The following is a 26,449-nucleotide window of genomic DNA, read 5'->3' as shown; positions in this document are numbered from 1 at the left end:
CTGGTGGTCACGCTGTGGGTCCGGGACTACTTGGAGGTCCAAGGGCACGAACGTGAACTCGCAGCCAGGGCGCCGGGAAGTACGGTGGTTGCCCGCCAGGCAGTGGTGCGCACCTACAAGAGGCTCGGCCACCTGCTGGACGAGTCCGGGCGCAGCCGCAGTGTGGTGCCCCTGCCTCTCTGGCGGGAGGCGTGACCCGGGGAAATTCCCCTGGAACGCCGGACGCAGGGCAATACGGCTACAGGTTCTGGTAGATACTGAAGATGTTTCCCTCCGGATCCGTGAACCAGGCGCCCTTGCCCACGGCGTTGGTGGCGATGCCGTTCTCAGTTTTCAGGCCGGGAAAGTCGTATTCCTCGAAGGTGAGGCCGCGGCCCCGCAGTTCTTCCATCTCGGCTTCGAGGTTGTCCGTGAGCCAGCCCATCTGGGTGTTTTTCGCGGTGCCCGCGTTATCGGTCTGATAGAGCAGGAAACCTGTTCCGTTCCCGCAGCGATACATCAGGTTTTCGTTGTCCATGACCTGCGGTTCATCGAGTCCCAGCACGTTCTGATAGAAATCACGTGCCCTGGCAATGTCCTTGGCAGGGAGCACCGCGGCCACTTCACAGTCCTTGAGCATTTCGAATTCTCCTCATCTGAAGGTGGAGATACCCGCCCCGAAGGCGGCGCCTGCGAGGCAGCTTTGCCGGCCCTCGCCGGCGCCCGGCTCACGCAATCGTCGCGCGGCACCGGGACAGCCGCCGGGGTTCTTCGCGGCCTTGGCAACGGCCTGCACGAGAGTCTTCCCGGCGTTCATACCGTCATTATGTACTCAGATCGGGTCCCCGGGAATAGCAAGGGGAAGCCTGCGGCCGATGCGAAGGTTCAGGGCGCCTTGGCGGAAAGATCTCTCGGCGACAATCCACGGATGACTGCACCTGGGGAAAGATGACTGTGGGATGCCATCGCCGCCCTGGAGCTTCCGGCAGATTCCGTCATGACGGCCACGCTACGTGCCGTGGTGCCGGGCCTGAGGATGCCTTAGGAGTGCTCGCCGGCAGGCGTCACCACGTCCTCGAGGATTGACCTGTCGAAGAAACGGACTTCGCCCGTTGCCTGGAAGAACACCGGAACAACTGAAGTGCTCGGATCCTTTGAGGTTTCGTAGATCTCGGACCCGCTCCCGTGTTTGCGCGCAATGGTTCCAACCAGGTCGGTGCCGCGAACCCGGACGGTACGGAATTTGTAGCTCATATGGACCCCTTCGTCAGCTAAGGCAAACCCTACTCCCGCAGTCACGCACTGGACGTCGGCAGCGCCCGCGCCGCTAGGTTTTATTGTGCGACAGCTGCCGGAACGTGGCGCGGGGCGGCGGCGGAACGGACTGCGGGTCATCGCGGTGCCGCCGTCGACGCAGCTCAAGAGCGAGACTCTCTTGGCCGCGGGCCATGGCCCAGCGGTGGTTGGCGGCGAAGGCCGGTTTCAGCAGCCAACTCAACCGCCGCAGTAGCGGTTTTGCGGCACTGACCCGCCAATCGTAGGTGATCACTGTTTCCGGCCCGTCCTGCTCGAACGTCCAGCGGCCTGTTCCATTCAGGTCCCCGGCCGCGGCAAGGGCGAACCCGTGGTTGGTGACAGGCTCAGTGACCGTCATGGTCCAGCGAAGTGTGTAGGGCAGCCAGCCTTTCGTATGCAGGAGCACGGGACTTGGGATGCCGGGGGCCAGGCTGCTCTTCGATATCGCGCCCACGGGTTCGACGGCAAGATAGACCGACGGCCACCAACGGGGAAGCAAGCTGGCGTCGCCAAGGATGGCCACCACGTCATCGGACGTGCCGGCAACCCGCCAGACGGTCAGGAATTCATAGTCCGCGCTGCCCATGACGACCGCCAACCTACTAACTCAGCGCCGTTCTTTGACCACCATTGCCGAACCGCCGCCGCGCCTCACGGGCTCAGCCGCAGCCACCATCCGGCCGTCGGGCCTGAACTCAATTGCGGTCGCCGCGCCGATCTCCGGTAGCGAGGTGAATGAATCCCCCGCCTTGGTGAACACATGGCCGAGTGGCTCCAGGACGGCAGCATAGGCGTCGATGAACTCTTGCTCGGCGCTGATTTTGGCCGTGTTCCGTTGCGAGGCACGCGGCGCCGCAATCGCCTCGGAGATGTTCATGCCCAGATCTACACGGTTCAGGATGGTCTGCAGGACGGTGGTGATGATCGTCGATCCGCCGGGCGAGCCCAGCGCGAGGAACGGCTCGCCGTCCTTCAGGATGATGGTGGGCGACATCGAGGACCGGGGGCGCTTCCCCGGCTGGATCCGGTTCGGGTCGGTCTCGCTGTAGACGGTGGAGAAGTCCGTGAGCTCATTGTTGAGGATGAAGCCGCGACCCGGGACGACAATTCCGGACCCGCCGGTCTGCTCGATGGTGAGGGTGTACTCCACCACGTTGCCCCACTTGTCCGCGACCGTCAGGTTTGTCGTGGAGATGTTCTCGGTATCCTTTTCGTCGGCGAGCGCTGCCGGCGATGCCGGGCACGCGCCGTCGTACGAGGAGACATCACCCGCCGGGACGGGCTTCGTGGCCGCCTTCAGCGGGTCGATCAGGCAGGCGCGTTCCTTGCCGAATACCGGGTCGGTGAGTTCTTCGGTGGGAACGTCGACGAACGCCGGATCGCCCACGTACTTGCCGCGGTCCGCGAAGGCGAGAGCGCTCGCCTCAAGGTAGGGGTGCAGGGCGCCAGGATCGCTGCGGTTGGGCTTGCGCATCTCGGAAGGGCCGAACGTTTCGAGGATGTTCAGCGCCTCGCCCACCGTGGTGCCGCCACTGCTTGAGGGTGCCATGCCATACACGTCCAGGCCGCGATACTCGACGTGCGTGGGATCCTGGTCAAGGGCCGCGTAGGCCGCCAGGTCCGCCGTCGTCATGTGACCGGCCGGTATCGGTAGCGTTGTCGTGGCGGTCTTGGGCGGGTTCTGCACAGCGGCAACGATTTCTTCCGCGAGCGGTCCGCTGTAGAAGCCGTCCGTGCCCTCGTTGGCGAGGAGCCCGTAGGTCTCGGCAATATCGGGGTTTCGGAAGACACTGCCGACGGCGGGGGCGTCGCCGCCCGGGAGGAAGAGGCTGCTGGTCGAGGTGAACGCCTCGAAGCGGACTTTGTTTTCCAGGGTCTGCTGGCGGAATGTTTCGTCTACCAGGAAGCCCCGGCTGGCGACGTCGATGGCCGGTTCCAGGGCCTCGCCGAGGTCCAGAGTGCCCCAGCGCTCGAGCGCACGCTCCCAGGTGGCCGGCGTGCCGGGAACGCCCACCGAGACGCCGCTTGTGACGAGCTCCGGCGTGAACGGGTAGGGCTCTTTGGTTACAGGATCGATGAACGCATCGTTCGGCATGGCTGCCGGTGCAGTTTCACGGCCGTCGATGGTGCTGACATCGCCGGTCTCCGCATCGTAGAAGACGAAGTAGCCGCCACCGCCGATTCCAGCGCTGTACGGTTCGGTGACGCCCAGGGTGGCCGCCGCGGCGACGGCGGCGTCCGCCGCATTGCCGCCCTCGCGAAGGACTTCGATCGCGGCAGCGGATGCCTCCGGATCAACGGTGCTTACCGCCCCGCCGTACCCGGTGGCCGTCGCCTTCTTTTCAATCTCCAGCGAACCGGCTGATGCGGGGTTCATGACCGCACCGCCCGTCACTGTCATGGCCAGAGCCGCCGTGAGGGCAGCAATTGGACGTCTCACGTTAGGCATGGTCGCTCCCGAGTCAGCGTGCTGCAAGGTTGAGGTGAGGGTCACCATACTCCGCCCCAGAGTGACACTCAACAGCAAACTGAACCGCCCCGAGCGCCGGTTAACCGCGGTTAGCTGCCGTTGCACCGGTCAACTGAGTGACGACGGCGGGGACTCCTGTTCCGGGGTACCAGCCGGCGTGTTCGCCAGGTCGGCCCGGGCCTGCTGCCGGCGACTCGCCAGCAGGAACGGCACGGCAACCAACTGGATCACGCCGCCGATCGCCAGCGAGGCAGCGTAGCCGTAGGCGTCGGCTGCGCGGCCGAGCAGCGGCTGCACCACTACGCCGCCGCTTGATCCGATGAGCGAGTCGAAGCTGAGGACAGTGGCCCGCTGCTTCGAGGCAATCATGTCGTTCAGGTAGGCCTGCCGCACGGGGAGGCCGGCTGCGTCGATCACGGACCAGAGTGCCAGCAGCGCCAGAGCCACCCAGAACACCCGGGTGAAACCAAGCAGGACCAGAATCAGTGCGCCCACGCCCATGCTCAGGATCAGCACCGTTGTGCGCTTGCGGACGAGGCGCCGGATCCGGGGCGCCAGCCACCCGCCGGCCACCTCTGCGCCGGCCACGATGGCCGCGGCGAGCCCCGCGATGGAGTACGCGCGGGGATCGCCGAAAAGCTCAAGCAGGTAGGGCTGCAGGGCGTAGAACACATAAATTCCGACGCCGGCACTGAACGGCGCCGCCAGCATCACGTAGCGCACCGGCGGATTCTTCAGGCCATTCTCGATGGAGGCGGAGAGTACAGCGCGGGTCGCCCGAAGGGGATGGGACGAGCGCTCGGGGGTGAAACCGACGTCGTGCATCAGCCAGAAAGCCACGACGAACATGGCCACAAGCACGCCCACACGAAACAGGAACGGCAGGCCCAGGTTGGTTGCCTGCGCGATCACGCCGCCGGCCACCGAGCCCACCAGCATCGCGACACCCGACACCATGACCCCGCGGCCGAGCACTGCTTCCAGCCCGCCCTCGTAGCCGGAGAAGCGCAACGCGTCCACCAGCCAGGCCTCCACCGCCCCCGAGAAGAAAGTGAAGCCAAGGCCGAGCAAAACGGACACCACCGCCCACCACAGGAACGGGGCGGATAGCTGCCACAGCAGGAAGTACAGGTAGGTCGAGACGGCCAGCGTCAAGGTGCCCAGCAGGAAGGAAACGCGCCGACCCCAGCCGTCCGCGACCACACCGGTCGGCACCTCAAACACCACCATGCCTGCCGTGAAAAAGGCGTTGGCGGCAAACGCTTCGAAATTGCTGAGCCCGGCGTCGAGCAGGAAGAGCGTGTTAATCCCCCAGATGAAGGAGGCGGCAACCGTATTGCCCAGCGTCAACGTAAGGTAGATGCGCTGAATCTTTCGGGCGCCGGCGTTCATCGTGACGTCGTCCCCGCTGGTGCGCGGCGTGAACACGACTCCATTCTCGCCCCGCGAGCCTGCCGGCACCAGAGAACACGTGCTGACTAGGCCAGGCGGCTCCGGTAAACACGTGCTGACTAGGCCAGGCGGCTCCGGTAAACACGTGCTGACTAGGCCAGGCGGCTCCGGACGATCTCACTGACGGTCTTGCCGTCAAAGCGTCCGGCCACCTTGGCTGTGACCGGCTTCATCACCGCGCCCATCTGGCGCATGGACGGCTCCTGGCCCTCGGCCTTCAGCGCCGCGATGGCTTCGTCGACGATGGCCTCGACCTCATCCCGGGTCAGGGCTTTGGGCAGGTAGGCCTCGATGACCTCGGCTTCGGCGATTTCTGCGGCCGCGCGGTCGGCTTCGCCGGCTTCGGTGTAAGTCTTCGCGGTGTCGCGGCGCTTGGCGGCTTCCTTCTGGAGCAGGCCCGTCACCTGGGCATCGTCCAGCTCGACGGGTTCCTTGCCGGACTTCTCACGCGTTTCAATCTCACCGAGGACGTTGCGCACCGTGGTGAGGGCTACCTTGTTCCGGTCTTTCATATGGATCACAACGTCGCCGTGGAGGCGTTCTTTCAGGGTGCTCATGATGTCTCGTTTCGTTGGCTTTGCTTCCATTGTCCCCCGGTCCGGACCGGCAGGCCGCCTCGGAGTCCCCGGTCTGAGTGGAACCGGCCGCAACTTTGACCTTATGTCAGAACAAAGTATTGACTCTCGCGTTAGAGCGCTCTAACGTAGTTGCACGTGACCTGGCGCACTCGCCGGAATCCCCTACCCAAGGTCCAAGACGTTCGGGCCGAACGATCCGAGGAATCAACAATGTCGTTGCATGCAGCAAGCCCCAGTGCCCAGCACAACAAACCGGGCTCCAAACATCGCGGGTATCTCGCCCGCCTCACTGTTATCTCCACTCTCGGCGGACTCCTGTTCGGCTACGACACCGGCGTCATCTCCGGTGCCCTGCTCTACATGCAGGACTCGCTGAACATGAACCCTGTCGAGGAAGCCACCGTGGTCAGCGCCCTGCTGTTCCCCGGTGCGGCTGTCGGCGCACTCAGCGGCGGCCGGCTGGCTGATAGCCTTGGCCGCCGCGGCACGCTCCTCATCTGCGCGCTGCTCTTCCTGGTGGGCGCACTTGGCTGTGCAGTCGCACCGACAGTCGGCTTCATGGTGGTGGCACGCGTCATCCTCGGCCTCGGCGTTGGCGCCGCAGCCGTCACCTGTCCCCTCTACCTGGCCGAAATGGCCCCGGCACATCTTCGCGGCCGGATGGTCACCATCAACGAACTCATGATCGTGACCGGGCAGATGCTCGCCTTTGCCATCAACGCACTGCTCGACGCCCTCATCCATGATCCCCAGGTCTGGCGCTTCATGCTGGGCGTGGCATCCATTCCTGCGATCGCGCTGCTGATCGGCATGCTCCTCCTGCCCGAATCGCCCCGCTGGTTCGCGATCCGGGACCGCTTTGCGGACAGCCGGCGCATCCTTGACCTCAGCCGCAGCCCGGAGGAAGCCGATTTCGAATACAGGGAGATCGTGGACGCCGCCAACACTGCCCGGAATGAGCGGTCCCATGCCTGGCGTGACCTCAAGAACAATCCCTGGATGCGCAAGCTCCTGTGGATCGGCATCGGCCTCGCAGTAGTCCAGCAGGCCACGGGCATCAACACCGTGAACTACTACGCGCCCTCGATCCTGGAACGCAGCGGACTGGGCGTCAGTGCATCACTGGTAGCCACCATCGCCGTCGGCGTGACCTCAGTGGTCATGACGATCCTGGGCATCTACCTGCTCGGCTTTGTCGGGCGGCGCCGCATGCTGGTCATCGGGTTCTCCGGCGTCGTCGGCTCCCAGGCGCTCCTCGCCGTCGTTTTCACACTGCCCCAGTCAGACTTCGTCAGCTACACCATCCTCGGCGCCATGATGCTGTTCGTCGCTTTCGTGCAGTGCTTCATCGGCACGTGCGTGTGGCTTCTTCTTTCGGAAATCTTCCCGATGGCCATCCGCGGTTTCGCCATGGGCATCGCCGTCTTTGCCCTGTGGACGGTCAATGCGGCCATCTCCTTCGTCTTCCCGATCCTTGTCGTCGCCCTCGGCTCGACCGGAACCTTCACCGTCTTCGTCCTGGTGAACATCGTGTCCCTGTTCTTTGTGGCCAAGTTCGTTCCCGAGACCAAGGGGCAGTCGCTGGAAGAACTCGAGGTGCACTTCCGCACTGGCAGCCTCCCCGTCATCACACCCCCGGCGTCGTCGGGCGAGAAGGCGTCAACCCGGTGAAATTGACGTAACACCTCTGCACACGAATATCGCGGATGGGACGGCAGGCTGCCACAGCCAGCCGTCCCATCCGCGATACGCTTGCTGGCAGAACGGGGGCCAGTTGTCGGAAAGTGAATTGAAACGCCAGGAAGCGGCCAAACGCGCCACCATCAACGACGTCGCACGGGTAGCCGGCGTCTCGCGAGCCCTCGTTTCGCTGGTGCTGCGCGGCTCCCCCAAGGTCAGCGCCGAACGAAAGCAGGCGGTTGAGGAGGCGATAGCGGCACTAGACTACCGGCCCAGCAATGCGGCCCGCTGGCTCGCCAGCGGGCGCACCCGGATTGTGGGAGTTCTGCTCGACGACCTGGCGAATCCCTGGTTCGTCGAGATGCTCGACGGGCTGCAGAGCGTCCTCGGCGAAAAGAACCTCAGGATGGTCCTCGGCGACCCGACGTACCTTGCCAGGCCCGGTGAGAGTCCGGTGTCCGCCTTCATGGAACTGCGCGTGGACGGCCTCATCATCGCCGGGGACGTCCGGCCCGATGACAACCTTCTGCGCGCCACCGCACACACACCGACGGTAGTCGCCGGGGTCCGCGCCTTCGAACTACCGACGGCGGATCTGGTGACCAACGACGACGTCGCCGGCGCACGCTCGGCGGTGGAACACCTGATCGGTCTCGGCCACCGCGACATTGCGTACTTAAGCGCGCCCACCGGCTCCGCTGCCTTGCGGGCCAGCGCCTATCAGGACATTATGCGTCGCCAGGGCCTCGAAGAGTTCATCCGGGTGGTGCAGACGGACCTGAGCGAACATTCCGGTTTTGAGGCGATGAACAGCCTCATCGACGGCGGCCGCACGCCAACCGCGGTCCTCGCCGCCAACGACATCCTGGCCGTCGGAGCACTTTCGGCTGCTGACGATCACGGCATCGACGTTCCTTCACAGCTCTCGCTGATCGGGTACGACAACACCTACTTGGCCGCAATCCGGCACCTTTCGCTGACCAGCGTGGACCCCGTAAGCCGCGACGTCGGCATCCGGGCCGCCCAACTGCTCCTCGAACGCATGGATGATCCCTCGTTGCCGCAACGCACCCACGTACTGCCCCCCCGGCTGGTGGTCCGCAGGAGCACCGCTCCGGCACCGACGGCCTGAGCAGCTAACGCAGGGCGTCCCGCCAGCAGGGCAGCCCAATCAACGGGACGCCCCGGCGAGATCGAGCGCATCCTCTTCTTCCGACCCCCATGAGAAGCCCTTCGGAACCAGGCTGGCATCCCGCTGGGCATCGCCTTGGCCGTTGCAACCAGTTGCAGCAGACGCCACGTAACGGCCCGCCCAGAAAATCAATAAGCATGCTTGCTATTTGGGTGGAATGTATGGCTAAGTAGATGACTGGAAGGTGATCCAAGGCACATGCGGAAGACACCCCGTGAGTGCGGGCGGCGGATGGATCAAGCAGAGGTCCAACGTCCGGAGCCCGCCACTGCTAACAGCGGGAATGCCAGCACCCGGCCAGCGCACCACCCTTCCAGGCCTGCGGGCCGTTCAGGCCAGTTCATCACCAAGATCAGAAGGAGACACCATGTTCACCAGGGAAAACATTGACAGTCTGCTCGAAAAGGGCGGAAACGTCCTCTCCCAGGACGGGGACAAGATCGGTTCCATCGGCCAGGTCTACATCGACGACGAAACCGGCGAACCCAACTGGGTAACCGTCAAGACCGGACTGTTCGGGACTTCCGAATCATTCGTTCCGCTTACTGCCGCGCGGACCGAAGGCAACGACGTCGTGGTCCCCTACACCAAGGAACAGGTCAAGGACGCTCCCCGGGTAGAGGTCGACGGACACCTCGAACCCGGCGAAGAGGACCGGCTCTACCAGCACTACGAGCTCGGCGGCGGCCGCTCCTACACCGACGCGGTCGAGGGACGGGACGATGACTACGCCACAGGGCGCGGCACGGGCTTTGATGACCGGGACGCTGCGGGCACTGTCGGCCGGGATACTTCCGGCCCCACGACGGACGACGCCATGACCCGCTCGGAGGAACGCGTGAATGTCGGCACCGAACGGCAAGCCACCGGCCGGGCCAGGCTGCGCAAATATGTGGTCACCGAGAACGTGACCCAAACCGTACCCGTCAGCCGGGAGGAAGTCAGGATCGACCGGGAACCGATCACCGACGCCAACCGCGGCGATGCCCTCTCCGGCCCTGACATCAGCGAGGAGGAGCACGAGGTGACCCTCCACGAAGAGCGCCCGGTGGTCGAAAAGGAAACCGTTCCGGTCGAACGGGTCCGCCTCGGCAAGGAAACTGTCACGGACGAGGAAACAGTCACGGAACAGGTCCGCAAGGAGCAGGTCGACACCGACGGCATCAGGGACAGGGACACCCGCCGCTAGTACCCGCCAGACGCCGCGGGCCCAAGCAGGGCCCGCGGCGTCTACCCCTTGTGGGACCACGAGTCACACACTCCGGAGCCAGCCCGGAGAGTCCACCCAGTGTCAGTTCCGTGAGTCGAGGGCCGCGAGGAGCCGCCTGACCGAGCCCCCGAGGTTCCACTCGGTCGCTAGGCGTTCAAGTTCGGCGCGCGAACCCGCCGCGACAGGATGCAGCTGCGCACCGGCCTCTTCGAGCGTGGGCAGTTCGAGGTCGCGCACCACCTTCACAACCGCCGGGGCGACGGCGAGGTAATCGGCAGCCGCAGCAAGTTTGGACCGCACAGATGCGGACAGTCCGCGGTCGGGAGCCGAGGCCGCCGCAAGCAGCCCGTCAAGGGTGCCGTACTCGGCGAGCAGCGAGGCGGCGGTCTTCTCGCCGATCCCGGCGACACCCGGCAGCCCGTCGGAGGCGTCGCCCCGAAGGGTCGCATAGTCCGCGTACTGCTGGGGCAGCACGCGGTATTTGCCGACGACGACAACGTCCGTGATGACTTCAAGGTTCTTCATGCCGCGCGCAGTGTAAATGACCCGCACCTGCCGGGCGTCGTCAACGACCTGGAAGAGATCGCGGTCCCCCGTTACGACGTCGACCGGGAGCCGGGCGTGGCTCGCATAGGTTCCGACGACGTCGTCGGCCTCGTGTTCAGCAGCCCCCACGACGGCGATGCCGGCAAGATAGAGCACCCGGCGGATCATCGGAAGCTGCGCCTCAAGCGCATCCGGCACCACCTCCACATCAGGCGCTCCTGCCACCACCTCCGCGACCCGATGGGATTTGTAGCTCGGGAGGAGGTCCACACGCCATTGCGGACGCCAGTCATCGTCCCAGCACGCCACAAGGTGCGTTGCCCCGTAGTCGGTGGTGAGCCGGGCGATCATGTCCAGCAGGCCGCGGACGGCGTTCACCGGCGTGCCGTCCGGGCGGCGGATCGTATCCGGCACGCCGTAGAAGGCACGAAAGTACAACGACGCGGTATCAAGCAGCATCAGGCGGTGTGGCATAACTGATCCTGACACGGATTCGTGTGGTTGCAACGTATATCTTGCATAGCGCCGGACGTCGGGCAGAATGTGTTTTATGGGGCGTTGGAGCGAGGAGAGGGTGATCGGCGCAGCGCCCGACGCATCTTCCTTGGCGGCCGCCCGAAAGCTGGCACGTCCGGGCCCCTGGTCCGATACGGGCAGCAATGACGTCCTGGTCTGGGGTAAGTGCCAGGGCAGCGGAAAGACTCCCTATCAGGTGAGCGTCGACATTGCCGCCCCCGCCTACCGATGCTCGTGCCCCAGCCGGAAGTTCCCGTGCAAACACGCGCTGGCGCTCCTCCTTCTGTGGGCCCGGGAGGAAGCTGCCGCCGCCGGCGTGGAGACTGCCGGCTTCGCTGAGGAATGGGCAGCCCAGCGTGCAGACCGGGCCGCCACCCGGGAGCGCCGCCAGTCGGAGCAGCAGACGGATCCCGTGGCACAGGCCAAGCGGCTTTCCGACAGGCTCACGCTGATGGACGCGGGGATCGCCGACTTCGCCCGCTGGTTGACCGATCTCGTCCGGACCGGGCTGGCCTCTGCGCACAACCAGCCGTACTCCTGGTGGGACGGCGTCGCCGGGCGCTTGGTCGACGCCCAGCTCCCGGGCCTGGCCGAACAGGTGCGGGCCATGGGTTCGGACATCCATGCGCGGGCCGACTGGGCGGACCACCTGCTCTTGCGGAGCGGCCGCTGGTGGGCAATGACCAAGGCCTGGAGCAGACGGGACCAACTGACCCCCGACGAGTTTGCCGATCTCCGGGTGGCAGTCGGATGGGCGACGGCGTCGGCCGAGGTCCATGCCGCAGAATCACTTCCCGGTCCATGGCTGGTGCTCGGCGCCCACCGCAGCGATGACGGACGGCTCCAGCAGCAGCGCACCTGGCTTCGCGGCCCGGACGGAACGGTGGTGGTCGTGCTCGATTTCGCTGCCCAGGGTCAAGCACTCGCGACACCCCAGCTCGCGGGCGCCCTGTTGGACGTCACGGTGGCGCGGTATCCCGGCTCCGCGCCGCAGCGGGCAATGTTCACCAGTCCCCTGGCCCCGCGTGGACTGGCCGGCAGCCTCGGTGAGGGTTGCAGCATTGCCGAAGCGTTGGATATGGAATCGGCCGCGGTGGCGCTGTCACCCTGGCGCGAGCGCCACCCTGTGCTGTTCGCCGGAGTCCGCGTCTGCCCGGGTGAGGCTGGCTGGCTCCGGGATGGTTCCGGCGACGCCCTCCCGCTGGTCGGCGCGGCCATGGACTCCCTGCTGGCGCTCACCGGCAGCCACCCGGTCAACGTTTTTGGAGAACTCGAGGAGGGCCGCGTGCGGCCCCTGTCCGTGGTCATCGAGGGAGCGGTGGTGACGCCGTGACCTGGCTGGCAGACATCCGCAGTTCGGCGCTCGTTGGCACCGGCCGGCACCCGGTGCCGGCTCCACCCTCGGAGTTGGAGTTCCGCCCGCCCGAGGGCCTTTCGCGCGAGGAGCTTTTGCTGGACCAGGCGGCACTGGTCGATGTCGCCACCCGTGCTGCCCGCCGCCCCGATCTGCTGGATACCGGCAGGCTGCCTGATCCGGCACCCCCGGACGATGCCCCGCTGGCCTCCGCTGACGCCGCGCGGCTGTTGGACCTGCTGCTCAACCAGCCCCCGGTTGGACCCGAGCTACGCACGCAGCTGGTGGCAGACTGGCTGCAGCTCGCGGCTGCGTCCGGACAGCGGGTTCCACACGGCTTGCTCCCTGCACTGCTCGCCCTGGCTGACGCAAGGCCGTCCGTGGCGGAGCATGCACATCCGGCCATCGGAGTCCGGGGCCGCTGGCTCCAGGGCCTCCGGCAAAAGGGCTCCGGGCGGCAGGGGCCCGCTCCAGACGGTTCCGGGCCCGGGGACTCCGGCGCGAATCCCACGGCGACGGTCGACTGGGCCGGGCTGAGGACGGCTGACGCCACTGCGGAACTGGAACGGCTCCGGGGCAGCGACCCGTCCGCCGCCCGCGACCGGCTGCACACCCACTGGGATACGCTCGGCGCCAGGGAACGCGCCGCCCATCTGGCCGTCTTCGCCATCAACCTCGAACCCGCCGACGAAGACCTGCTGGAAAAAGCCTTGGACGACAAGGCAAAGAGCGTGCGGGATGTCGCCGCCGGCCTGCTCGACCGGCTCCCGACGAGCGCCCGGGCCAGCCGCATGGCCGCCCGGCTCAAAACACTGTTGCGCGTCAAAGGCTTGCTGCGGAAGCAGTTCGAGATCGACCTGCCGCCCGATCCTGACCCCTCAGGCCTGCGCGACGGGATTTCCCCTGCCCCCGGAACCGGCGAACCCGACCGGCTGGGGCGGCTGGCCACGATCATCCGCGGGGCCCCGCTCGAGGTTTGGACGGCGGCGGCCGACCGCAGCACTGCCGCGACGCTGGCAATGCTCGACGGCGAAACGCGCGTCATCGACACAATAGTCGCGACAGCGGCCCTCCGCGACGACGCCGAGTGGGTGCGCGCGCTGCTCGGTGTCCGCACCGACGCGCGGCTGCTTGGTTGCCTGGCGCCGGCCGAACGCGAGCAGGCGCTGCTGCGCCATATCCGCAGCGGAACGGCCCAGCCGATGGCACTGGTCCCGTTGCTGCGCGACTTGCAGAGGCCGTGGAGCGCGCCACTTGCCAACGCGGTCCTCGAGCTGCTCGCCGCAAAGAACGGCGCCCAGCTGGCGACAATGCTGTCCGCGGTCCTGCCGACGGCGCTGCCGTCGGACACGGCCGATCAGTGCCGCCGCTTGCTCCAACGTTCCGACGACTACGCCCCGCGGCGCCGCGTGTTTCGTGACGTCGTGCAATACCAATCGTTCCGACAATCGCTGACGGAGGCCTTCCGATGACCGATGCCCAGACTGCTGCTCCGGGGATTCTCCGCGCCCACGCGGAAACCGCCTACGCCGACGAACTCCGGGCCCTTGCCGCCGTCGACGATCGTCCCCGGCCGCCCAGCTGGCGGCTTTCCCCTTGGGCAGTGGCCACTTACATCCTTGGCGGCACGCTGCCGGACGGCACCCAGGTCAGCCCGAAATACCTGGGCTCGGCCCGGCTGGTGGAAATGGCCGTGGCGTCCCTTGCGACCGATCGCGGGCTGCTGCTGCTCGGCGTGCCGGGTACCGCGAAGACCTGGCTCGGCGAGCATCTTGCGGCGGCAATCTCGGGCACCTCCACGCTGGTGGTGCAGGGCACAGCAGGCACGCCGGAAGAGGCGCTGAGGTACGGCTGGAACTATGCACGACTGCTCGCTGACGGCCCATCCCGGGCGGCTTTGGTGGCAGGTCCGGTGATGCGTGCCATGGAGTCCGGCAGCCTGGTGCGCGTGGAAGAGCTCACCCGGATCCCGTCGGACGTACAGGATTCCCTCATCACGATCCTGAGCGAGAAGACCCTGCCCATCCCCGAACTTAATACGGAGGTGCAGGCGATCAAGGGATTCAATGTGATCGCCACCGCGAACAACCGCGACAAGGGCGTCAACGACCTGTCATCTGCGCTGCGCCGCCGGTTCAACACCGTGGTGCTGCCGCTGCCGGACAGCCTTGACCAGGAGGTCGAGATTGTCACCACCCGGGTGCGCAGCCTTGGCGCAGCACTCGAGCTTCCGGCTGATCTTTCGGCGCTCTCGGAGATCCGCCGGGTGGTCATAGTGATGCGGGAACTGCGCGCCGGCGTGACCCAGGACCAGCGCACCACCCTCAAATCGCCGTCAGCAACCCTGTCCACAGCGGAAGCGATCTCGGTCATGACGAACGGCCTGGCTCTGGCAGCCCACTTCGGCGACGGCAGCGTCCGCGCCGAGGACGTGGCGGCCAGCCTGGTCGGAGCGGTGATTAAGGACCCGGTTCAGGACCGGGTGATCTGGCAGGAATACCTGGAAACCGTGGTCCGCAACCGACCCGAGTGGAAGGACCTCTACAGGGCCTGCCGCGACTTCGAGACCCCGAACTGATTCATGACAGACGTCCACGTCCTAGGGATCCGGCACCATGGGCCCGGTTCAGCGCGCTCTGTAGCGGAGGCCCTGTCAACCCTCCGCCCGGACTTGGTGCTGATCGAAGGCCCGCCCGAGCTCGACCAGGTTGTTCCGTTGCTTTCCGATCCGGCGATGGTGCCGCCCGTGGCGGGGCTCATCTATGTGTCCGACCAGCCCAGGCTGGCCTCGTTCTACCCGCTGGCGGACTTCTCCCCGGAGTGGGTGGCTTTCCGCTGGGCTGCTTCGACGGGAACTCCGGCGCGGACCATCGACCTTGCCGCGGGGCACAGCTTCGCGCTGGACCTGGCCGCCGCCGCCGAACCCGCTGCGTCGCCGCAGCAGCCCTACCGGCCCGATGCGATTGCGATGATGGCCCAGGCTGCGGGGTACGGCGACGCCGAGCGTTGGTGGGAGGACGCCGTCGAGCACCGCACTGCCGACCCCCTCGAGAGGTTCGCGGCCATTACCGAGGCCATCGCGGAAATCCGCGCGGTTGACGACCGGCCCGCCGACCACCCGGACGTCGTCGAGAACAACCGGCCCGCCGACCACCCGGACGTCGTCGAGAACAACCGGCGCGAAGCCGGGATGCGGCGGCTGCTGCGGGCCGCCATGCGCGAAGGGCATGCGCGCATAGCCGTGGTGTGCGGGGCCTATCACGCCCCCGCGCTGGTTCCGGCGCACTTCCCCCCGGCGTCCGCAGACAACAAGGTCCTGGCCGGTCTGCCCAGGACCAAGGTCGCTGTCACGTGGGTGCCGTGGACCTCGGATCGGCTCCGCCTGCAGACCGGGTACGGTGCAGGCGTCGCCGCACCCGGCTGGTATCAGCATCTGTTCGCCCATTGGACGGCCCCGGATTCCACGGCTGATGTGGCCACCACCTGGCTGGTCCGGGTCGCACAAACGCTGCGTCGGGAAAAGCTCGACGCTTCGACGGCTTCGGTGGTGGAGGCCAGCCGCATGGCGAACGCGCTGGCCGCCGTCCGCGGCCGGCCCAGCCCTGGCCTGGCGGAGCTGGACGACGCCGCCCAAGCCGTTCTCTGCGACGGCTCAGCTCTTCCCCTGGCATTAGTGCACCGCGAGCTTGCCGTTGGGCACGGTCTAGGCAGCGTGCCGGAGTCCACGCCCAGCGTCCCGTTGGCCGCTGACCTCGCCGCGACCCAGCGCAGGCTGCGCCTGCAACCCAGTGCGCTGGAGGAGTTCCTCACGATCGACCTCCGCAAGCCGGCTCAGCTGGCCCGTTCGGTCCTGCTGCACCGGTTGGCCCTGCTCGGGGTGAACTGGGGCACGCCTGCGGACACCGGCCGGACCACGGGGACCTTCAAGGAAGTGTGGACTCTCCTCTGGCAGCCGGAACTGACTGTCGCTGTAGTGGACGCCAGCCGCTACGGCACCACCCTGGCGGCGGCAGCGGCGGCCTGTGTGGCGGAACGCGCCCGGGTTGCCGGAAGCCTGGCCGACCTCAGCGAACTGCTCGCCAGTTGCCTGCTCGCCGACCTGCCGGACGGAATCAGCGCCGTGGTAGCGGTGCTGGCAGAACGGACAGCGCTGCAGCAGGATGTGGGCCCGCTGCTGGAAACCATAGCCCCGCTTGCCCGGACCCTCCGGTACGGCAATGTGCGCGGAGTGGACGTCACCGGGGTGCAAAGAATCCTGGACGCGACACTGATACGGGCCTGCGTCGGCCTGCCCGTTGCCTGCGCCGGGCTGGACGATGCCGCCGCGACAGCCATGCGGCGCGCTGTCGACTCCGCGCAGTACGGCCTGTCGTTGTTATCGGAGCTGACCCTGGATGACTGGCACCGGGCGTTGGCTGCCGTTGCCGGTTCGGACCGGATCCACGGGTCGATCGCCGGCCGGGCCACGCGCCTGCTCCTGGACGCGGGCCTGGTCGAGCGTGATGAGGTTGCAGCCCGGCTCAGTCGCCGGCTGTCGGTCGCCACGCCTGCCCCCGAAGCCGCGGCGTGGCTGGACGGACTTTTGTCCGGCGACGCAGTGCTGCTGATTCACGATCGACACATCCTGCAGATCGTTGATGATTGGCTTACCGGAGTGCGGGACGAAGTCTTCGACGACGTCCTTCCACTGCTGCGCAGGACATTTTCCGCGTTCAGCCGTCCTGAGCGGCGGGAGATCGGCGAGCAGGTGAGCCGCGGACCCGGACCCGCGCAAGGCCCGGGTGAGGCCACGCTTGATCTGCAAGGTGCGGGCCCGGCTGTCCGCAGAATGGCCGGGTATCTGGGATGGGAGGCGATCGCGTGACCGACGCGGACACTGATGGACGTGACGGCCGCGACCGGCTGAGCCGCTGGCGCCTGGTGCTCGGCGCGCACGAGGCGGACGGCATCACCACGGAGGACGGTCAGTACGTGGAGCTCTCCGCCGCCGATGCCCGCCGCGACAGTGCCTTGGAGGACCTGTACGGGACCACGAAAACGGGACCGGGAGGACTCGGCGCGTCCAGCCCGAGGGTAGCCCGGTGGCTTGGCGACATCCGGGGCTATTTCCCCTCCACCGTGGTTCAGGTGATGCAGGCCGACGCCATGGAGCGGCTCGGCCTGCGGCAGCTCCTCCTCGAACCGGAGATGCTGCGCACAGTGCAGCCCGATATCAGCCTGGTCACCACGCTGGTCGGATTGGGCCGGGTTATCCCCGAGCATTCCCGCGAGACTGCCCGGGCGGTGGTCCGGCAGGTGACCAGTGAGTTGGAGGAACGCCTGCGCGCCAAGACGGTTCAGGCTGTCGAGGGAGCATTGAACCGGGCGGCCCGCACCCGGCGGCCCCGGCAGCGGGACATTGACTGGAACCGCACCATCGCGGCGAACCTCAAGAACTACCAGCCCGACTACCGCACAGTTGTGCCCGAGCGGCTGGTCGGCTACGCCCGGCGCAGCACCGAGGTGCAGCGTGAGATCATCCTGTGCATCGACCAGTCCGGTTCCATGGCCGAATCGGTGGTGTATTCGAGCGTGTTTGGCGCCGTGTTGAGCTCGCTGTCGGCGGTGCGCACCCGGCTGGTGGTCTTTGACACCGAGGTGGTGGACCTGACTGATGAAATGGATGATCCGGTGGACGTGCTCTTTGGCGTGCAGCTCGGCGGCGGTACCGATATCAACCGGGCGCTGGCCTATTGCCAGGCGCAGATCACCCGGCCGGCGGAGACGATTCTGGTATTGATCAGCGATCTCTACGAGGGCGGAATAGCGGAGGAGATGCTGCGGCGTGCCGCCGAAATCGTCGAATCCGGGGCCAGCTTGATCGCGCTGCTGGCCCTGAGCGACAGCGGCCATCCCACGTTCGATTCGAACCACGCCGCGGCCCTCGCCGGAATCGGCGTCCCCGCTTTCGCCTGCACCCCGGATCTGTTTCCCGAGCTGATGGCAGCCGCGATCGAGCGCCGGGACGTCAGCGAATGGGCCGCCTCGCACGACATCGCTACGACCCACGAAACGTAGTGTCGCCGTCGTCGATCCGTTCCTGATAGTACCTATCGAAGCGGTCGCGGCCCCTGCGTCCCAGCTTTTCGACCGTGTGCCAGCTGATGACCGCCAGCAGCAGCGTCAGCAGGATTGCGGACACGGCCACCCCGGGCGGCAGATCAGCCGTGGATCCGCCGTTGAGCCAGAGAATGACGATGTAGTTCCAAAGGTAGGCAGCGTAGGAAACCGTGCCCAGGAGCTGCAGCGTGCGCGTCCACTTCGGCATGGCGCGTGTACGGGAGGCAGCCAGTACCACCAGGACGCCGGCGGCAGCCATGGCCAGCGGGCCTCCCACGAAGAAGAAGGCCGGTGATTCGTTGGCCCGGGGAACGAACGCCAAGGCGGCCAGGACAAGGACCGAGCCAAACCAAGCCGCCGACCGGGCACGAGGCCCGGCGAAGCAGCTGAACACTCGCTCCCTGAACAGGCGCAGTCCGGAACCGATGATCAGCCCAAGGCCCCACGTCGTCGGAAGAGCGTAGACCAGGGAGTGAAGGTGCGGCGCCAGGATCAGCATCCCCAGCACGCTCGCGGCCATAAGGGAGTACACGACGGCGGCGGACCAGCCGATCAGGCGCGACTGGCGGTTCCGCCGCAGGGCGAGCACCAACAGTGCCGGCCAGACGAGATAGAACTGTTCTTCGACGGCCAGCGTCCACAGCGGCCCGATGGCCATGCTGACATCAAACGGCAACGGTAGGTCTTTCAGGTAGCCGAAGCCGGCAAGAAGGGTATATCCGATGATTCCCTTGGAGCGATCGCCGAGGACGTCGGCCGCAAATTCCACCATCGCATACACGCCAAGAAACGCAATGAGGGCCGGCAACAGGCGCAAGGCGCGGTGTGCGTAAAAACGGCCGTACCGCACTTTGCCATGCCGTTCGACGTCGTTGGCCAGTACGCCCGTGATCAGGTAACCGCTCAGCACGAAGAAGACGATGACGCCGACGATTCCGGCACCTTGAAATACCCCAGGCCAGGAATGTCCCAGCAAAACGGCACCCACGGCAGCGCCCCGGAGAACATCCAGGCCGTCCAACCGCCCCGGCCGGGTGTCTTTCCGGTCGGCCTTCACAACGGGATCAGCAATCAGCAATGTCACATGACCTCCTGGTCTCTCCCGCCGGTCCGCGTGCCAGCTGAACTAGGCAAGAACCGGCAGTTGCCTGTTGGCATGAATGTCAGGCAGTCGAGGCCCACAACTTTCCAGTATCCCGGATGTGGCTGGACGGAACCTGATGCCGCCGGGCCGGCGGCGGTGAGACGGCGGCAGGGAAACGGGCGGCAGCGATGCGGAGGTGCCGGGGCGCCAGCAGCCAGTGCTAGTTGGCGATGCCCGACACCATGAGATTGAGGGCGCGGCTTGTCCTTTCCAGTTCCAGTTCGGCGTCGGCGGACCCTGCGATGATGTGGTTGCCCTCGCACAGACTGGCCAGCAGGAGCTGCGCCATTGTCGCCAGCGGCACATCGGGCTTCAAATCACCCCGGTCTGAGAGCACCTCCAGCAGGCGCTCCAGCGGCGGAAGTACCACTTCCTCGTTGATCCGGCGGAACTGTTCGCCTAGCACGGACGGTGCAAGGGCCATCACCTCCCGGTGCAGGGAATCGTCCACGGTGCGGCGCAGGACCTTCAAGGTGAGCTCGGCAACAGCGGCAAGCGCCGGCGCCTCCGGGGACGCCGCAATAGCACCGGCAGCTTCTTCGCCTACTGCGGCAATGTGCTGCAGCTGCTCGGCATAGAGCTCGGCGAAAATCGCCTTCTTGTCCTTGAAGTGGTGATAAAACGTGCCCTTGCTGACCAAGGCCCGCTGCGTGATTGCCTCCACGGAAGTGGCCGTGAAGCCGTTGCTCACGAAAAGCTCACGGGAGGATGCCAGCAGCGCTTCGCGGGTCTGGTCGGCATACATCTGCCGCCTGGTTGTCAGCTTCATGGATCCAATTGTATAGTCAGTGACTACGGGTCAATGAATGAACCCGAGTCAACTGAGGAGCAGGTCAAGATCGTGCCCAAGCGACGGATAGTACTTGTAGGGGCCACCGGTTACACCGGCAACAAGGTCCTCATCGAGCTGTTGGCCAAGGGAGAGCGCCCCACGCTCGCCGGTCGCAACGAATCAAAAATGAAGACGCTTGCCGAATCACACGGGGTGGACCTCCCTGTCGCCCAGGTCGATGTCAGCTCCGCTGACAGCCTGGGGCGGCTCTTCAATGGCAACGATGTAGTGATCTCCACTGTTGGTCCGTTCATGAAGCTGGGACTGGAAACGGTTACCGCAGCCGCGCACGCCGGTGCACACTATTTCGACTCTGCCGGCGAGGCGCAGTTTGTTCGCCGCGCCTTCGAGCTGGACTCCATCGCTGCGTCCCGTGGCGCAAGCATCGTCCCGGCCTTTGGTTACGACTACGTGCCAGGGAACCTGGCCGGCGCCTTGGCCCTCAATAGAGCCGGGGCGGAGGCGCGCCACGTGGAAATCGGGTACTTCCTTACGAGGCCCGGACACGGCGACGAGCTTCAGTACAAGAGCACCCTCCGCGACGCTTACACCCTGACCACCGGAGGCACCCGTCAAACCATCGCGGCATCCTCCGCTGAAAACGTCCTCGGCTACCGCGCTCCCCGTCCCGGGGCTCCCGCCGCACTCATCGAGGAACCGGCAGGCAGACGGGTCCACACTTTCGACTTTGCCGGAGTGAAGCGAACTGCCATGACCGTGGGCGGTTCGGAGCACTTTGGCCTACCGGAGGTCTTCCCGGGCCTCGAGAGCGTGGACGTGAACCTCGGCTGGTTCGGCCGCTGGACCAGGGTGATGCGGGCAGCCGCCGCTCTGACTACCCCTCTGGTGCGGCTCACCAAGTCCGAACTGCGCCTGGCGAAGATGGCCGAGAACCTGCCCGGCGCCAGCCGGGAACCGGACGGCGACGGACGCTCCCTCATCATTGCCGTGGCCCGCGACCACAGCGGCCGCAAGCTCGCGACCACGGCGCTGACCGGCCCTGACCCCTATGTCATGACGGGCTCCCTGCTGGCCTGGGGCGCCATCCATGCCGCCAGCCCAGCCACCGGGCTTACTCCAGGGGTTCACGGACCCGTCGCGGGATTCGGCCTGAACACCCTTCTTCAGGGAGCACAGCAGGCTGGCATCCATGAAGCGGTCCAGCCCTGACTCTCGTTAACTTCCGTTCCCAACGCATCATCTCGAAGTCGGCCAAGGGCCGGCATTGAAAGTGAGTACGTGACATGACTGAAATATCCGGTGCGGTTGTCCTCGTGACGGGCGCCAACGGCGGACCGGGCACCCAGTTCGTGAACCAGGCCCTCGCCTTGGGGGCGTCCCGCGTCTACGCGGCGGCACGCACGCCGCGGGACGGGGACGACTCCCGCATTATCCCCTTGCCGCTGGATGTCACCGACTCCGAATCCATTGCGGCCGCTGCTGCCACCGCCCATGACGCGTCGATTGTCATCAACAACGCGGGAATCGCCGCCCGGGTGGGCTGCTCGGCGGCCCCATCGAAGATACTCGGGACCAGATGGAAACGAACTTCTTCGGCCCTGTCCTGGTGGCACGTGCCTTCGCCGGGCAGCTCCGCGAGCGCAAGGGCGCCCTGATCAACATCGGTTCCGTGCTGAGCTGGTACGCCGTCGGACAGGGCTACAGCACGTCCAAGGCCGCCCTCTGGTCCGCGACCAATGCCATGCGTCTTGAGCTGGCACCCTTCGGAGTGCAGGTGCTTGGCGCCTACCTTGCCCAGACGGACACGGCCATGAACCCCGGCAACTCCGCCGACGTGAATGACCCCGCTGATGTGGTGCGCGACATCCTTGCGGGGCTGCTGCAAGGTGCAGACGAGGTACTTGCCGATGCCCTTACCCGTCAGGTGAGGGCAGCGTTGGCTGGCCCCGTCACCGCCCACTACGCCAGCTGACCCACCCTCCCGCGCCGGGGCCCCGACCGGCCATCTAAAGGAAACTGCCATGAGCACCAATGCCAGCACCACCTCCTATCAGCACGCCACAACCAAGACCGTGACGGCCGGCGGAGTGGACTACGCCTACGGTGAACTGGGCACCGGCACCGGCGTCCCGGTCGTTTTCCTGACTCATCTGGCCGCCAACCTCGACAACTGGGATCCCCGTCTCGTCGACGGCTTGAACCTCACTAACCAAAGGAACTTCAGCATGACCACCAAGCACCTCCAGCAGCCCCTCACCGTCGGCCGAGTGGAGCTACCGCACCGCCTTGCGATGGCACCCATGACCCGCAACCGGGCGCAAAGGGACGGCACCCCGGGCCCGCTCGCCGCGGCCTATTACGGACAACGGGCTTCCTTGGGCATGGTCATCACCGAAGGAAGCCAGCCGTCGGGCGACGGCCAGGGCTACCCGAACACCCCTGGTATCTACACCCAGGCCCATATCGACGGGTGGCGGACAGTGGCCGATGCCGTTCACGCGGGCGGCGGATCCCTCTTCATTCAGCTCATGCATGCAGGGCGCATGTCCCACCCGGACAACACTCCGCACCACCGCCCGCCGCTGGCGCCATCGGCCATTAAAGCCAACCAGGACATGTACACGGCGGACGGCGCGAAAAAGTCCGCCTTGCCGCGGGAAATGTCCCTCGAGGACATCCGGCAGACCATCGCCGACTTCCGCCATGCTGCGGCCTCGGCGATCGCCGCCGGTGCAGACGGCGTCGAAATCCACGGGGCCAACGGCTACCTCCTCCATCAGTTCCTCTCACCCAACGCCAACCACCGCACGGACGCCTATGGCGGCTCTGTCGAAAACCGGTCCCGGTTCATCATCGAACTGGCAACGGCCGTTGCAGACGAGATAGGCGCCGACCGCGTGGGGATCCGCCTCTCCCCCGGCATGCCACTGGGCGGTATCCAGGAGGGCGACGGCGTCCGGGACCAATACCGCCATCTGGTACCCGAACTTGCCAAGCTGAATCTGGCCTTCCTCGATGTCTTCCACGTGGGCGACGACGAACTCCTGCGCGAGTTCCGCGCCGCCTGGCCCACCGCCCTGCTTGTGGTCCGGGTGGGCCGCTCGCGCGAAGAACTCGCCCACGACGTTGAAAACGGCCTCGCCGACGTTGTGCCGCTGGGCCGGTGGGCCCTCGCCAACCCCGACGCCGCCGAGCGTATCTTCAGCGACGCGCCGCTTAATGAACCGGACCCCGCCACGTTCTACGGGGGAGACGCAACCGGCTACACCGACTACCCGGCGCTGGCCCGCGCCTGACTGTGGGGGCCGCCCCGGCGGCAGGGCATCCGCCCGGGCGGCCGGTCAGTCCGTCCAATGTCAGGTCCCTCTGTTTGTCGGGACCCGACAAAATCTTGCCCCAAACGGGGAACTAGCGTCGGTTCGGAGGAAACATCCGCAGCCAGCAAGCGCAAAGGACCCCATCAATGACGATCCAGGCCAACGCCCCCACAAGCGAAAACACAAGTAAAAACACAGGCGACGCGAACACCACTGAGGCCCGCTATGAAATCCTGGACACCGCCCGCCGGCAGGTCCTGGAAGACGGCATAGGCCTGACCCAGGAACAGCTCGTGGAGGTGCTCCGCCTCCCGGACGAGGCACTGCCCGCAGCCCTCCAACTGGCCCACGAAGTACGCCTGAAGCACTGCGGCGAGGACGTCGAAGTGGAAGGCATCATTTCGATCAAGACCGGCGGCTGCCCGGAGGACTGCCACTTCTGCAGCCAGTCCGGCCTGTTCGACTCCCCCGTCCGCGGTGTGTGGCTCGACATCCCCGAACTCGTGAATGCGGCCAAGGAGACGGCCGCGACCGGCGCTACCGAGTTCTGCATCGTCGCCGCCGTCCGCGGGCCCGACATCAAGCTGATGAACCAGATCAAGTTCGCGATCGACCGCATCAACGAAGCCGTGGACATCAACATCGCCTGCTCACTCGGCATGCTGACGCAGCGCCAGGTGGACCAGCTCGCTGAGTGGGGGGTGCACCGCTACAACCACAACCTGGAAACAGCCCGCAGCTACTTTCCTGAAGTCGTGACGACGCACAGCTACGAAGAACGCCTGGAGACCTGCAACATGGTCAAGGCCGCCGGTATGGAGCTGTGCTGCGGCGCCCTGATCGGCATGGGCGAAACCCTCGAGCAGCGCGCCGAACTCGCCGCCCAGCTCGCGGCGCTGGAACCCCACGAAGTCCCCTTGAACTTCCTCAACCCGCGCCCCGGGACGCCGCTCGAGAACCAGGGCATCATGGACGGCAGGGACGCCCTGCGCGCCATCGCCGCCTTCCGCCTCGCCATGCCCAGGACTGTTCTGCGCTATGCCGGCGGCCGTGAACTGACCCTCGGCGACCTGGGCACCCGCGAAGGCCTCCTCGGCGGCATCAACGCGGTCATCGTCGGCAACTACCTCACCACGCTGGGCCGCCCGGCGACGGCGGACCTGAACCTGCTCGTCGAACTGAACATGCCCATCAAGGAACTCCAGAAGACGCTATGAACGCGGCAGCCCTCCCCAAACGAACCACCGCCGGGAGCCAAGCCGGCGGCTTCTGCGGTCACTGCGGCGAGCCCGACGACGGCGGCACCGGTCCGGCGTCGTGCATTCACCGCCGCTGCGGTGAGCTCATGGCGCTGGAACCTCCGCGCTACTGCCCCAGCTGCCGCCGTCGGATGAAGGTCCAGGTCACGCCGCTGGGCTGGTCGGCGGAATGCTCCCGCCACGGGGTGCTGGTCCCGTGACGCAGGATGCGCAGCAGACGGACCTGATCCAGCGGGACCGCGCACGGTTGTGGCACCCGTACGCGCCGGCGTCGCCGGACCTTCCGCTGTGGGAGGTGGAGGCGGCCGACGGCGTGCGGCTCCGGCTCCGCGGCGAGGACGGCACCCGCCACGAGGTGGTCGATGCGATGTCCTCGTGGTGGTCGGTGGTCCACGGCTACCGCCACCCGGTGCTGGATGCTGCTGCCAAGGCGCAGCTGGAGAGGTTCAGCCACGTCATGTTCGGTGGGCTTACGCATGCGCCGGCGGTGGAACTGGCCGAGCGGCTGGTGGAGATGGTTCCTGCCGCGCCGGGACGGTCCCGCCTGGAGCGGGTGTTCCTGGCGGACTCGGGCTCGGTCGCCGTGGAGGTCGCGCTGAAGCTGGCCGTGCAGTTCCAGACCGCGTCCGGGTATCCGCGGCGCCAGCGGTTCCTGACCATCCGCGGCGGATACCACGGCGACACCGTCGCCGCGATGGGGGTCTGCGACCCCGTGGACGGCATGCACTCCGCTTTCCCGGGGCTGCTGGCCGGCAACGTATTTGCTCCCCGTCCCCCGGCGGCGGCGACCGCGACGCCGGATACCGTGCGGGCATGGGCGTCAGAGCTCGGGGATATCGCGGCAGCGCATTCCGGGGAGCTGGCCGCGATCATCGTCGAGCCGGTCCTCCAGGGCGCCGGCGGGATGCACGCGTACCCGGCGGAATGCCTGACAACGCTGCGGCAGGTGGCGGACCGGCACGGTCTGCTGCTCATCTTCGATGAGATCGCCACCGGTTTCGGGCGCACCGGCGAGCTGTTCGCGGCCGATCATGCCGGCGTCGTTCCCGACATCATGTGCGTGGGCAAGGCCCTGACCGGCGGGTACCTGACCCTCGCAGCCATGCTCTGCACCGCAGACGTTGCTATGGCAGTCACCAACGGCGGTGCGGGAGCCCTGCTGCACGGCCCGACCTTCATGGGCAACCCGCTGGCGTGTGCGGTGGCCAACGCGAGCCTGGGCATCATCGGCGACGGCGGCTGGCGGACACAGGTTGCCAGGATCAACGCCGGCCTGGCCTCGGGGCTCGCCCCCGCGCGGGAACTGGAGGCCGTCCGGGATGTCCGCACGGTGGGCGCCGTCGGGGTCATCGAACTGCACGACGCCGTGGACGTCACCGCGGTCACCGCTGCCGCCATTCGGCACGGTGTCTGGGTCCGGCCGTTCCGGAACCTCGTCTACACCATGCCCCCGTACATCAGCAGCGCAGCGGATGTTGAGCAGATCACGGCGGGCATGACAGCGGCCGTCGCCGAAGTCCACGAGCGCGTCCCGGCCCGGTCAGGGGGCGCGGCATGAGTGCCT

The 26,449-nt window shown here is 66.6% G+C and carries 25 protein-coding genes; 16 read left to right on the top strand and 9 right to left on the bottom strand.

Annotated features, from left to right (window positions below):
* Positions 1-3 precede the first annotated feature (3 nt).
* The gene (locus tag J7I92_RS18150; protein WP_214842814.1) at positions 4-195 is read left to right on the top strand and encodes a hypothetical protein; all 192 of its coding nucleotides are present in this window, start codon (positions 4-6) and stop codon (positions 193-195) included.
* A gap of 43 nt (positions 196-238) precedes the next feature.
* Here J7I92_RS18150 and J7I92_RS18145 read toward each other — a convergent pair whose 3' ends face one another.
* The 6 genes from J7I92_RS18145 to J7I92_RS18120 form a co-directional block, all read right to left on the bottom strand.
* Positions 239-619 carry a VOC family protein gene (locus J7I92_RS18145; protein WP_214842812.1) on the bottom strand — a complete coding sequence of 127 codons (381 nt, stop codon included), beginning with the start codon at positions 617-619 and terminating at the stop codon, positions 239-241.
* A gap of 401 nt (positions 620-1,020) precedes the next feature.
* Positions 1,021-1,233: a hypothetical protein gene (locus J7I92_RS18140; protein ID WP_214842810.1), complete on the bottom strand. Its 213-nt coding sequence runs from the start codon at positions 1,231-1,233 to the stop codon at positions 1,021-1,023.
* A gap of 73 nt (positions 1,234-1,306) precedes the next feature.
* Complete coding sequence (locus J7I92_RS18135) at positions 1,307-1,861, bottom strand: SRPBCC family protein (protein ID WP_214842808.1); 555 nt, start codon at positions 1,859-1,861, stop codon at positions 1,307-1,309.
* A gap of 21 nt (positions 1,862-1,882) precedes the next feature.
* Complete coding sequence (ggt, locus tag J7I92_RS18130; RefSeq protein WP_214842806.1) at positions 1,883-3,724, bottom strand: gamma-glutamyltransferase; 1,842 nt, start codon at positions 3,722-3,724, stop codon at positions 1,883-1,885.
* 129 nt (positions 3,725-3,853) lie between these two features.
* On the bottom strand, positions 3,854-5,137 hold the full coding sequence (locus J7I92_RS18125) for an MFS transporter (RefSeq protein WP_214842934.1): 1,284 nt from the start codon (positions 5,135-5,137) through the stop codon (positions 3,854-3,856).
* A gap of 152 nt (positions 5,138-5,289) precedes the next feature.
* Positions 5,290-5,754, bottom strand: coding sequence for a GatB/YqeY domain-containing protein (locus tag J7I92_RS18120; RefSeq protein WP_214842803.1), 465 nt, complete (start codon positions 5,752-5,754; stop codon positions 5,290-5,292).
* A gap of 231 nt (positions 5,755-5,985) precedes the next feature.
* Here J7I92_RS18120 and J7I92_RS18115 point away from each other — a divergent pair, with 231 nt between their 5' ends.
* The 3 genes from J7I92_RS18115 (at position 5,986) to J7I92_RS18105 (ending at position 9,836) form a co-directional block, all read left to right on the top strand.
* Positions 5,986-7,446: a sugar porter family MFS transporter gene (locus J7I92_RS18115; RefSeq protein ID WP_214842801.1), complete on the top strand. Its 1,461-nt coding sequence runs from the start codon at positions 5,986-5,988 to the stop codon at positions 7,444-7,446.
* A 118-nt stretch (positions 7,447-7,564) separates the two neighbouring features.
* Positions 7,565-8,587, top strand: coding sequence for a LacI family DNA-binding transcriptional regulator (locus J7I92_RS18110; RefSeq protein ID WP_214842799.1), 1,023 nt, complete (start codon positions 7,565-7,567; stop codon positions 8,585-8,587).
* Positions 8,588-9,014: 427 nt separating this feature from the next.
* Positions 9,015-9,836, top strand: coding sequence for a PRC and DUF2382 domain-containing protein (locus tag J7I92_RS18105; protein WP_214842797.1), 822 nt, complete (start codon positions 9,015-9,017; stop codon positions 9,834-9,836).
* A 102-nt stretch (positions 9,837-9,938) separates the two neighbouring features.
* Here J7I92_RS18105 and J7I92_RS18100 read toward each other — a convergent pair whose 3' ends face one another.
* A complete protein-coding gene (locus J7I92_RS18100) occupies positions 9,939-10,877 on the bottom strand; it encodes a 5'-3' exonuclease (RefSeq protein ID WP_214842794.1) in 939 nt (312 codons plus the stop codon).
* Positions 10,878-10,953: 76 nt separating this feature from the next.
* On the opposite strand from J7I92_RS18100, the gene J7I92_RS18095 reads away from it, so the two are divergent.
* The 5 genes from J7I92_RS18095 to J7I92_RS18075 are packed head-to-tail and all read left to right on the top strand — an operon-like array spanning position 10,954 to position 18,330.
* On the top strand, positions 10,954-12,252 hold the full coding sequence (locus tag J7I92_RS18095) for an SWIM zinc finger family protein (RefSeq protein ID WP_214842792.1): 1,299 nt from the start codon (positions 10,954-10,956) through the stop codon (positions 12,250-12,252).
* The gene (locus J7I92_RS18090; RefSeq protein WP_214842790.1) at positions 12,249-13,745 is read left to right on the top strand and encodes a DUF5691 domain-containing protein; all 1,497 of its coding nucleotides are present in this window, start codon (positions 12,249-12,251) and stop codon (positions 13,743-13,745) included. The genes J7I92_RS18095 and J7I92_RS18090 overlap by 4 nt, the downstream gene beginning before the upstream one ends.
* A complete protein-coding gene (locus J7I92_RS18085; RefSeq protein ID WP_214842788.1) occupies positions 13,742-14,851 on the top strand; it encodes an AAA family ATPase in 1,110 nt (369 codons plus the stop codon). The genes J7I92_RS18090 and J7I92_RS18085 overlap by 4 nt, the downstream gene beginning before the upstream one ends.
* Before the next feature lie 3 nt (positions 14,852-14,854).
* Positions 14,855-17,137, top strand: a complete 2,283-nt coding sequence (locus J7I92_RS18080; RefSeq protein WP_214842786.1) for a DUF5682 family protein — start codon at positions 14,855-14,857, stop codon at positions 17,135-17,137.
* Positions 17,134-18,330, top strand: a complete 1,197-nt coding sequence (locus J7I92_RS18075) for a VWA domain-containing protein (RefSeq protein ID WP_311380417.1) — start codon at positions 17,134-17,136, stop codon at positions 18,328-18,330. Before J7I92_RS18080 ends, J7I92_RS18075 begins: the two co-directional genes overlap by 4 nt.
* On the opposite strand, the gene J7I92_RS18070 is transcribed toward J7I92_RS18075, so the two are convergent.
* A complete protein-coding gene (locus J7I92_RS18070) occupies positions 18,311-19,456 on the bottom strand; it encodes an acyltransferase (RefSeq protein WP_214842782.1) in 1,146 nt (381 codons plus the stop codon). The two genes, J7I92_RS18075 and J7I92_RS18070, sit on opposite strands and share 20 nt — an antisense overlap.
* Positions 19,457-19,676: 220 nt before the next feature.
* Positions 19,677-20,285, bottom strand: a complete 609-nt coding sequence (locus J7I92_RS18065; protein WP_214842780.1) for a TetR/AcrR family transcriptional regulator — start codon at positions 20,283-20,285, stop codon at positions 19,677-19,679.
* A 33-nt stretch (positions 20,286-20,318) separates the two neighbouring features.
* On the opposite strand from J7I92_RS18065, the gene J7I92_RS18060 reads away from it, so the two are divergent.
* The 7 genes from J7I92_RS18060 to J7I92_RS18035 all read left to right on the top strand — a co-directional run bounded on the left by J7I92_RS18060 (position 20,319) and on the right by J7I92_RS18035 (position 26,443).
* Complete coding sequence (locus J7I92_RS18060; protein WP_214842778.1) at positions 20,319-21,518, top strand: saccharopine dehydrogenase NADP-binding domain-containing protein; 1,200 nt, start codon at positions 20,319-20,321, stop codon at positions 21,516-21,518.
* A gap of 74 nt (positions 21,519-21,592) precedes the next feature.
* Entirely contained in the window at positions 21,593-21,964 is a 372-nt protein-coding gene (locus J7I92_RS24420) for an SDR family NAD(P)-dependent oxidoreductase (RefSeq protein ID WP_311380415.1), read from the top strand.
* A complete protein-coding gene (locus tag J7I92_RS24415) occupies positions 21,886-22,281 on the top strand; it encodes an SDR family NAD(P)-dependent oxidoreductase (protein WP_311380414.1) in 396 nt (131 codons plus the stop codon). The genes J7I92_RS24420 and J7I92_RS24415 overlap by 79 nt, the downstream gene beginning before the upstream one ends.
* A 253-nt stretch (positions 22,282-22,534) precedes the next feature.
* On the top strand, positions 22,535-23,605 hold the full coding sequence (locus J7I92_RS18050) for an alkene reductase (RefSeq protein ID WP_214842933.1): 1,071 nt from the start codon (positions 22,535-22,537) through the stop codon (positions 23,603-23,605).
* 167 nt (positions 23,606-23,772) lie between these two features.
* Complete coding sequence (gene bioB / locus J7I92_RS18045) at positions 23,773-24,843, top strand: biotin synthase BioB (protein ID WP_214842776.1); 1,071 nt, start codon at positions 23,773-23,775, stop codon at positions 24,841-24,843.
* Positions 24,840-25,085 (top strand): hypothetical protein, encoded by a 246-nt coding sequence (locus J7I92_RS18040; RefSeq protein ID WP_214842774.1) that lies wholly within the window; start codon positions 24,840-24,842, stop codon positions 25,083-25,085. Before bioB ends, J7I92_RS18040 begins: the two co-directional genes overlap by 4 nt.
* Positions 25,055-26,443, top strand: a complete 1,389-nt coding sequence (locus J7I92_RS18035; RefSeq protein WP_214842772.1) for an adenosylmethionine--8-amino-7-oxononanoate transaminase — start codon at positions 25,055-25,057, stop codon at positions 26,441-26,443. The genes J7I92_RS18040 and J7I92_RS18035 overlap by 31 nt, the downstream gene beginning before the upstream one ends.
* The last annotated feature ends 6 nt before the right edge of the window (positions 26,444-26,449 follow it).

Source organism: Arthrobacter sp. ISL-72 (genome assembly GCF_018613755.1).
In the GTDB taxonomy this organism is placed as follows: Bacteria; Actinomycetota; Actinomycetes; order Actinomycetales; family Micrococcaceae; genus Arthrobacter.
The sequence above is the reverse complement of the archived record's forward strand: the minus strand, read 5'-3'. Positions and strand labels throughout refer to the sequence as shown.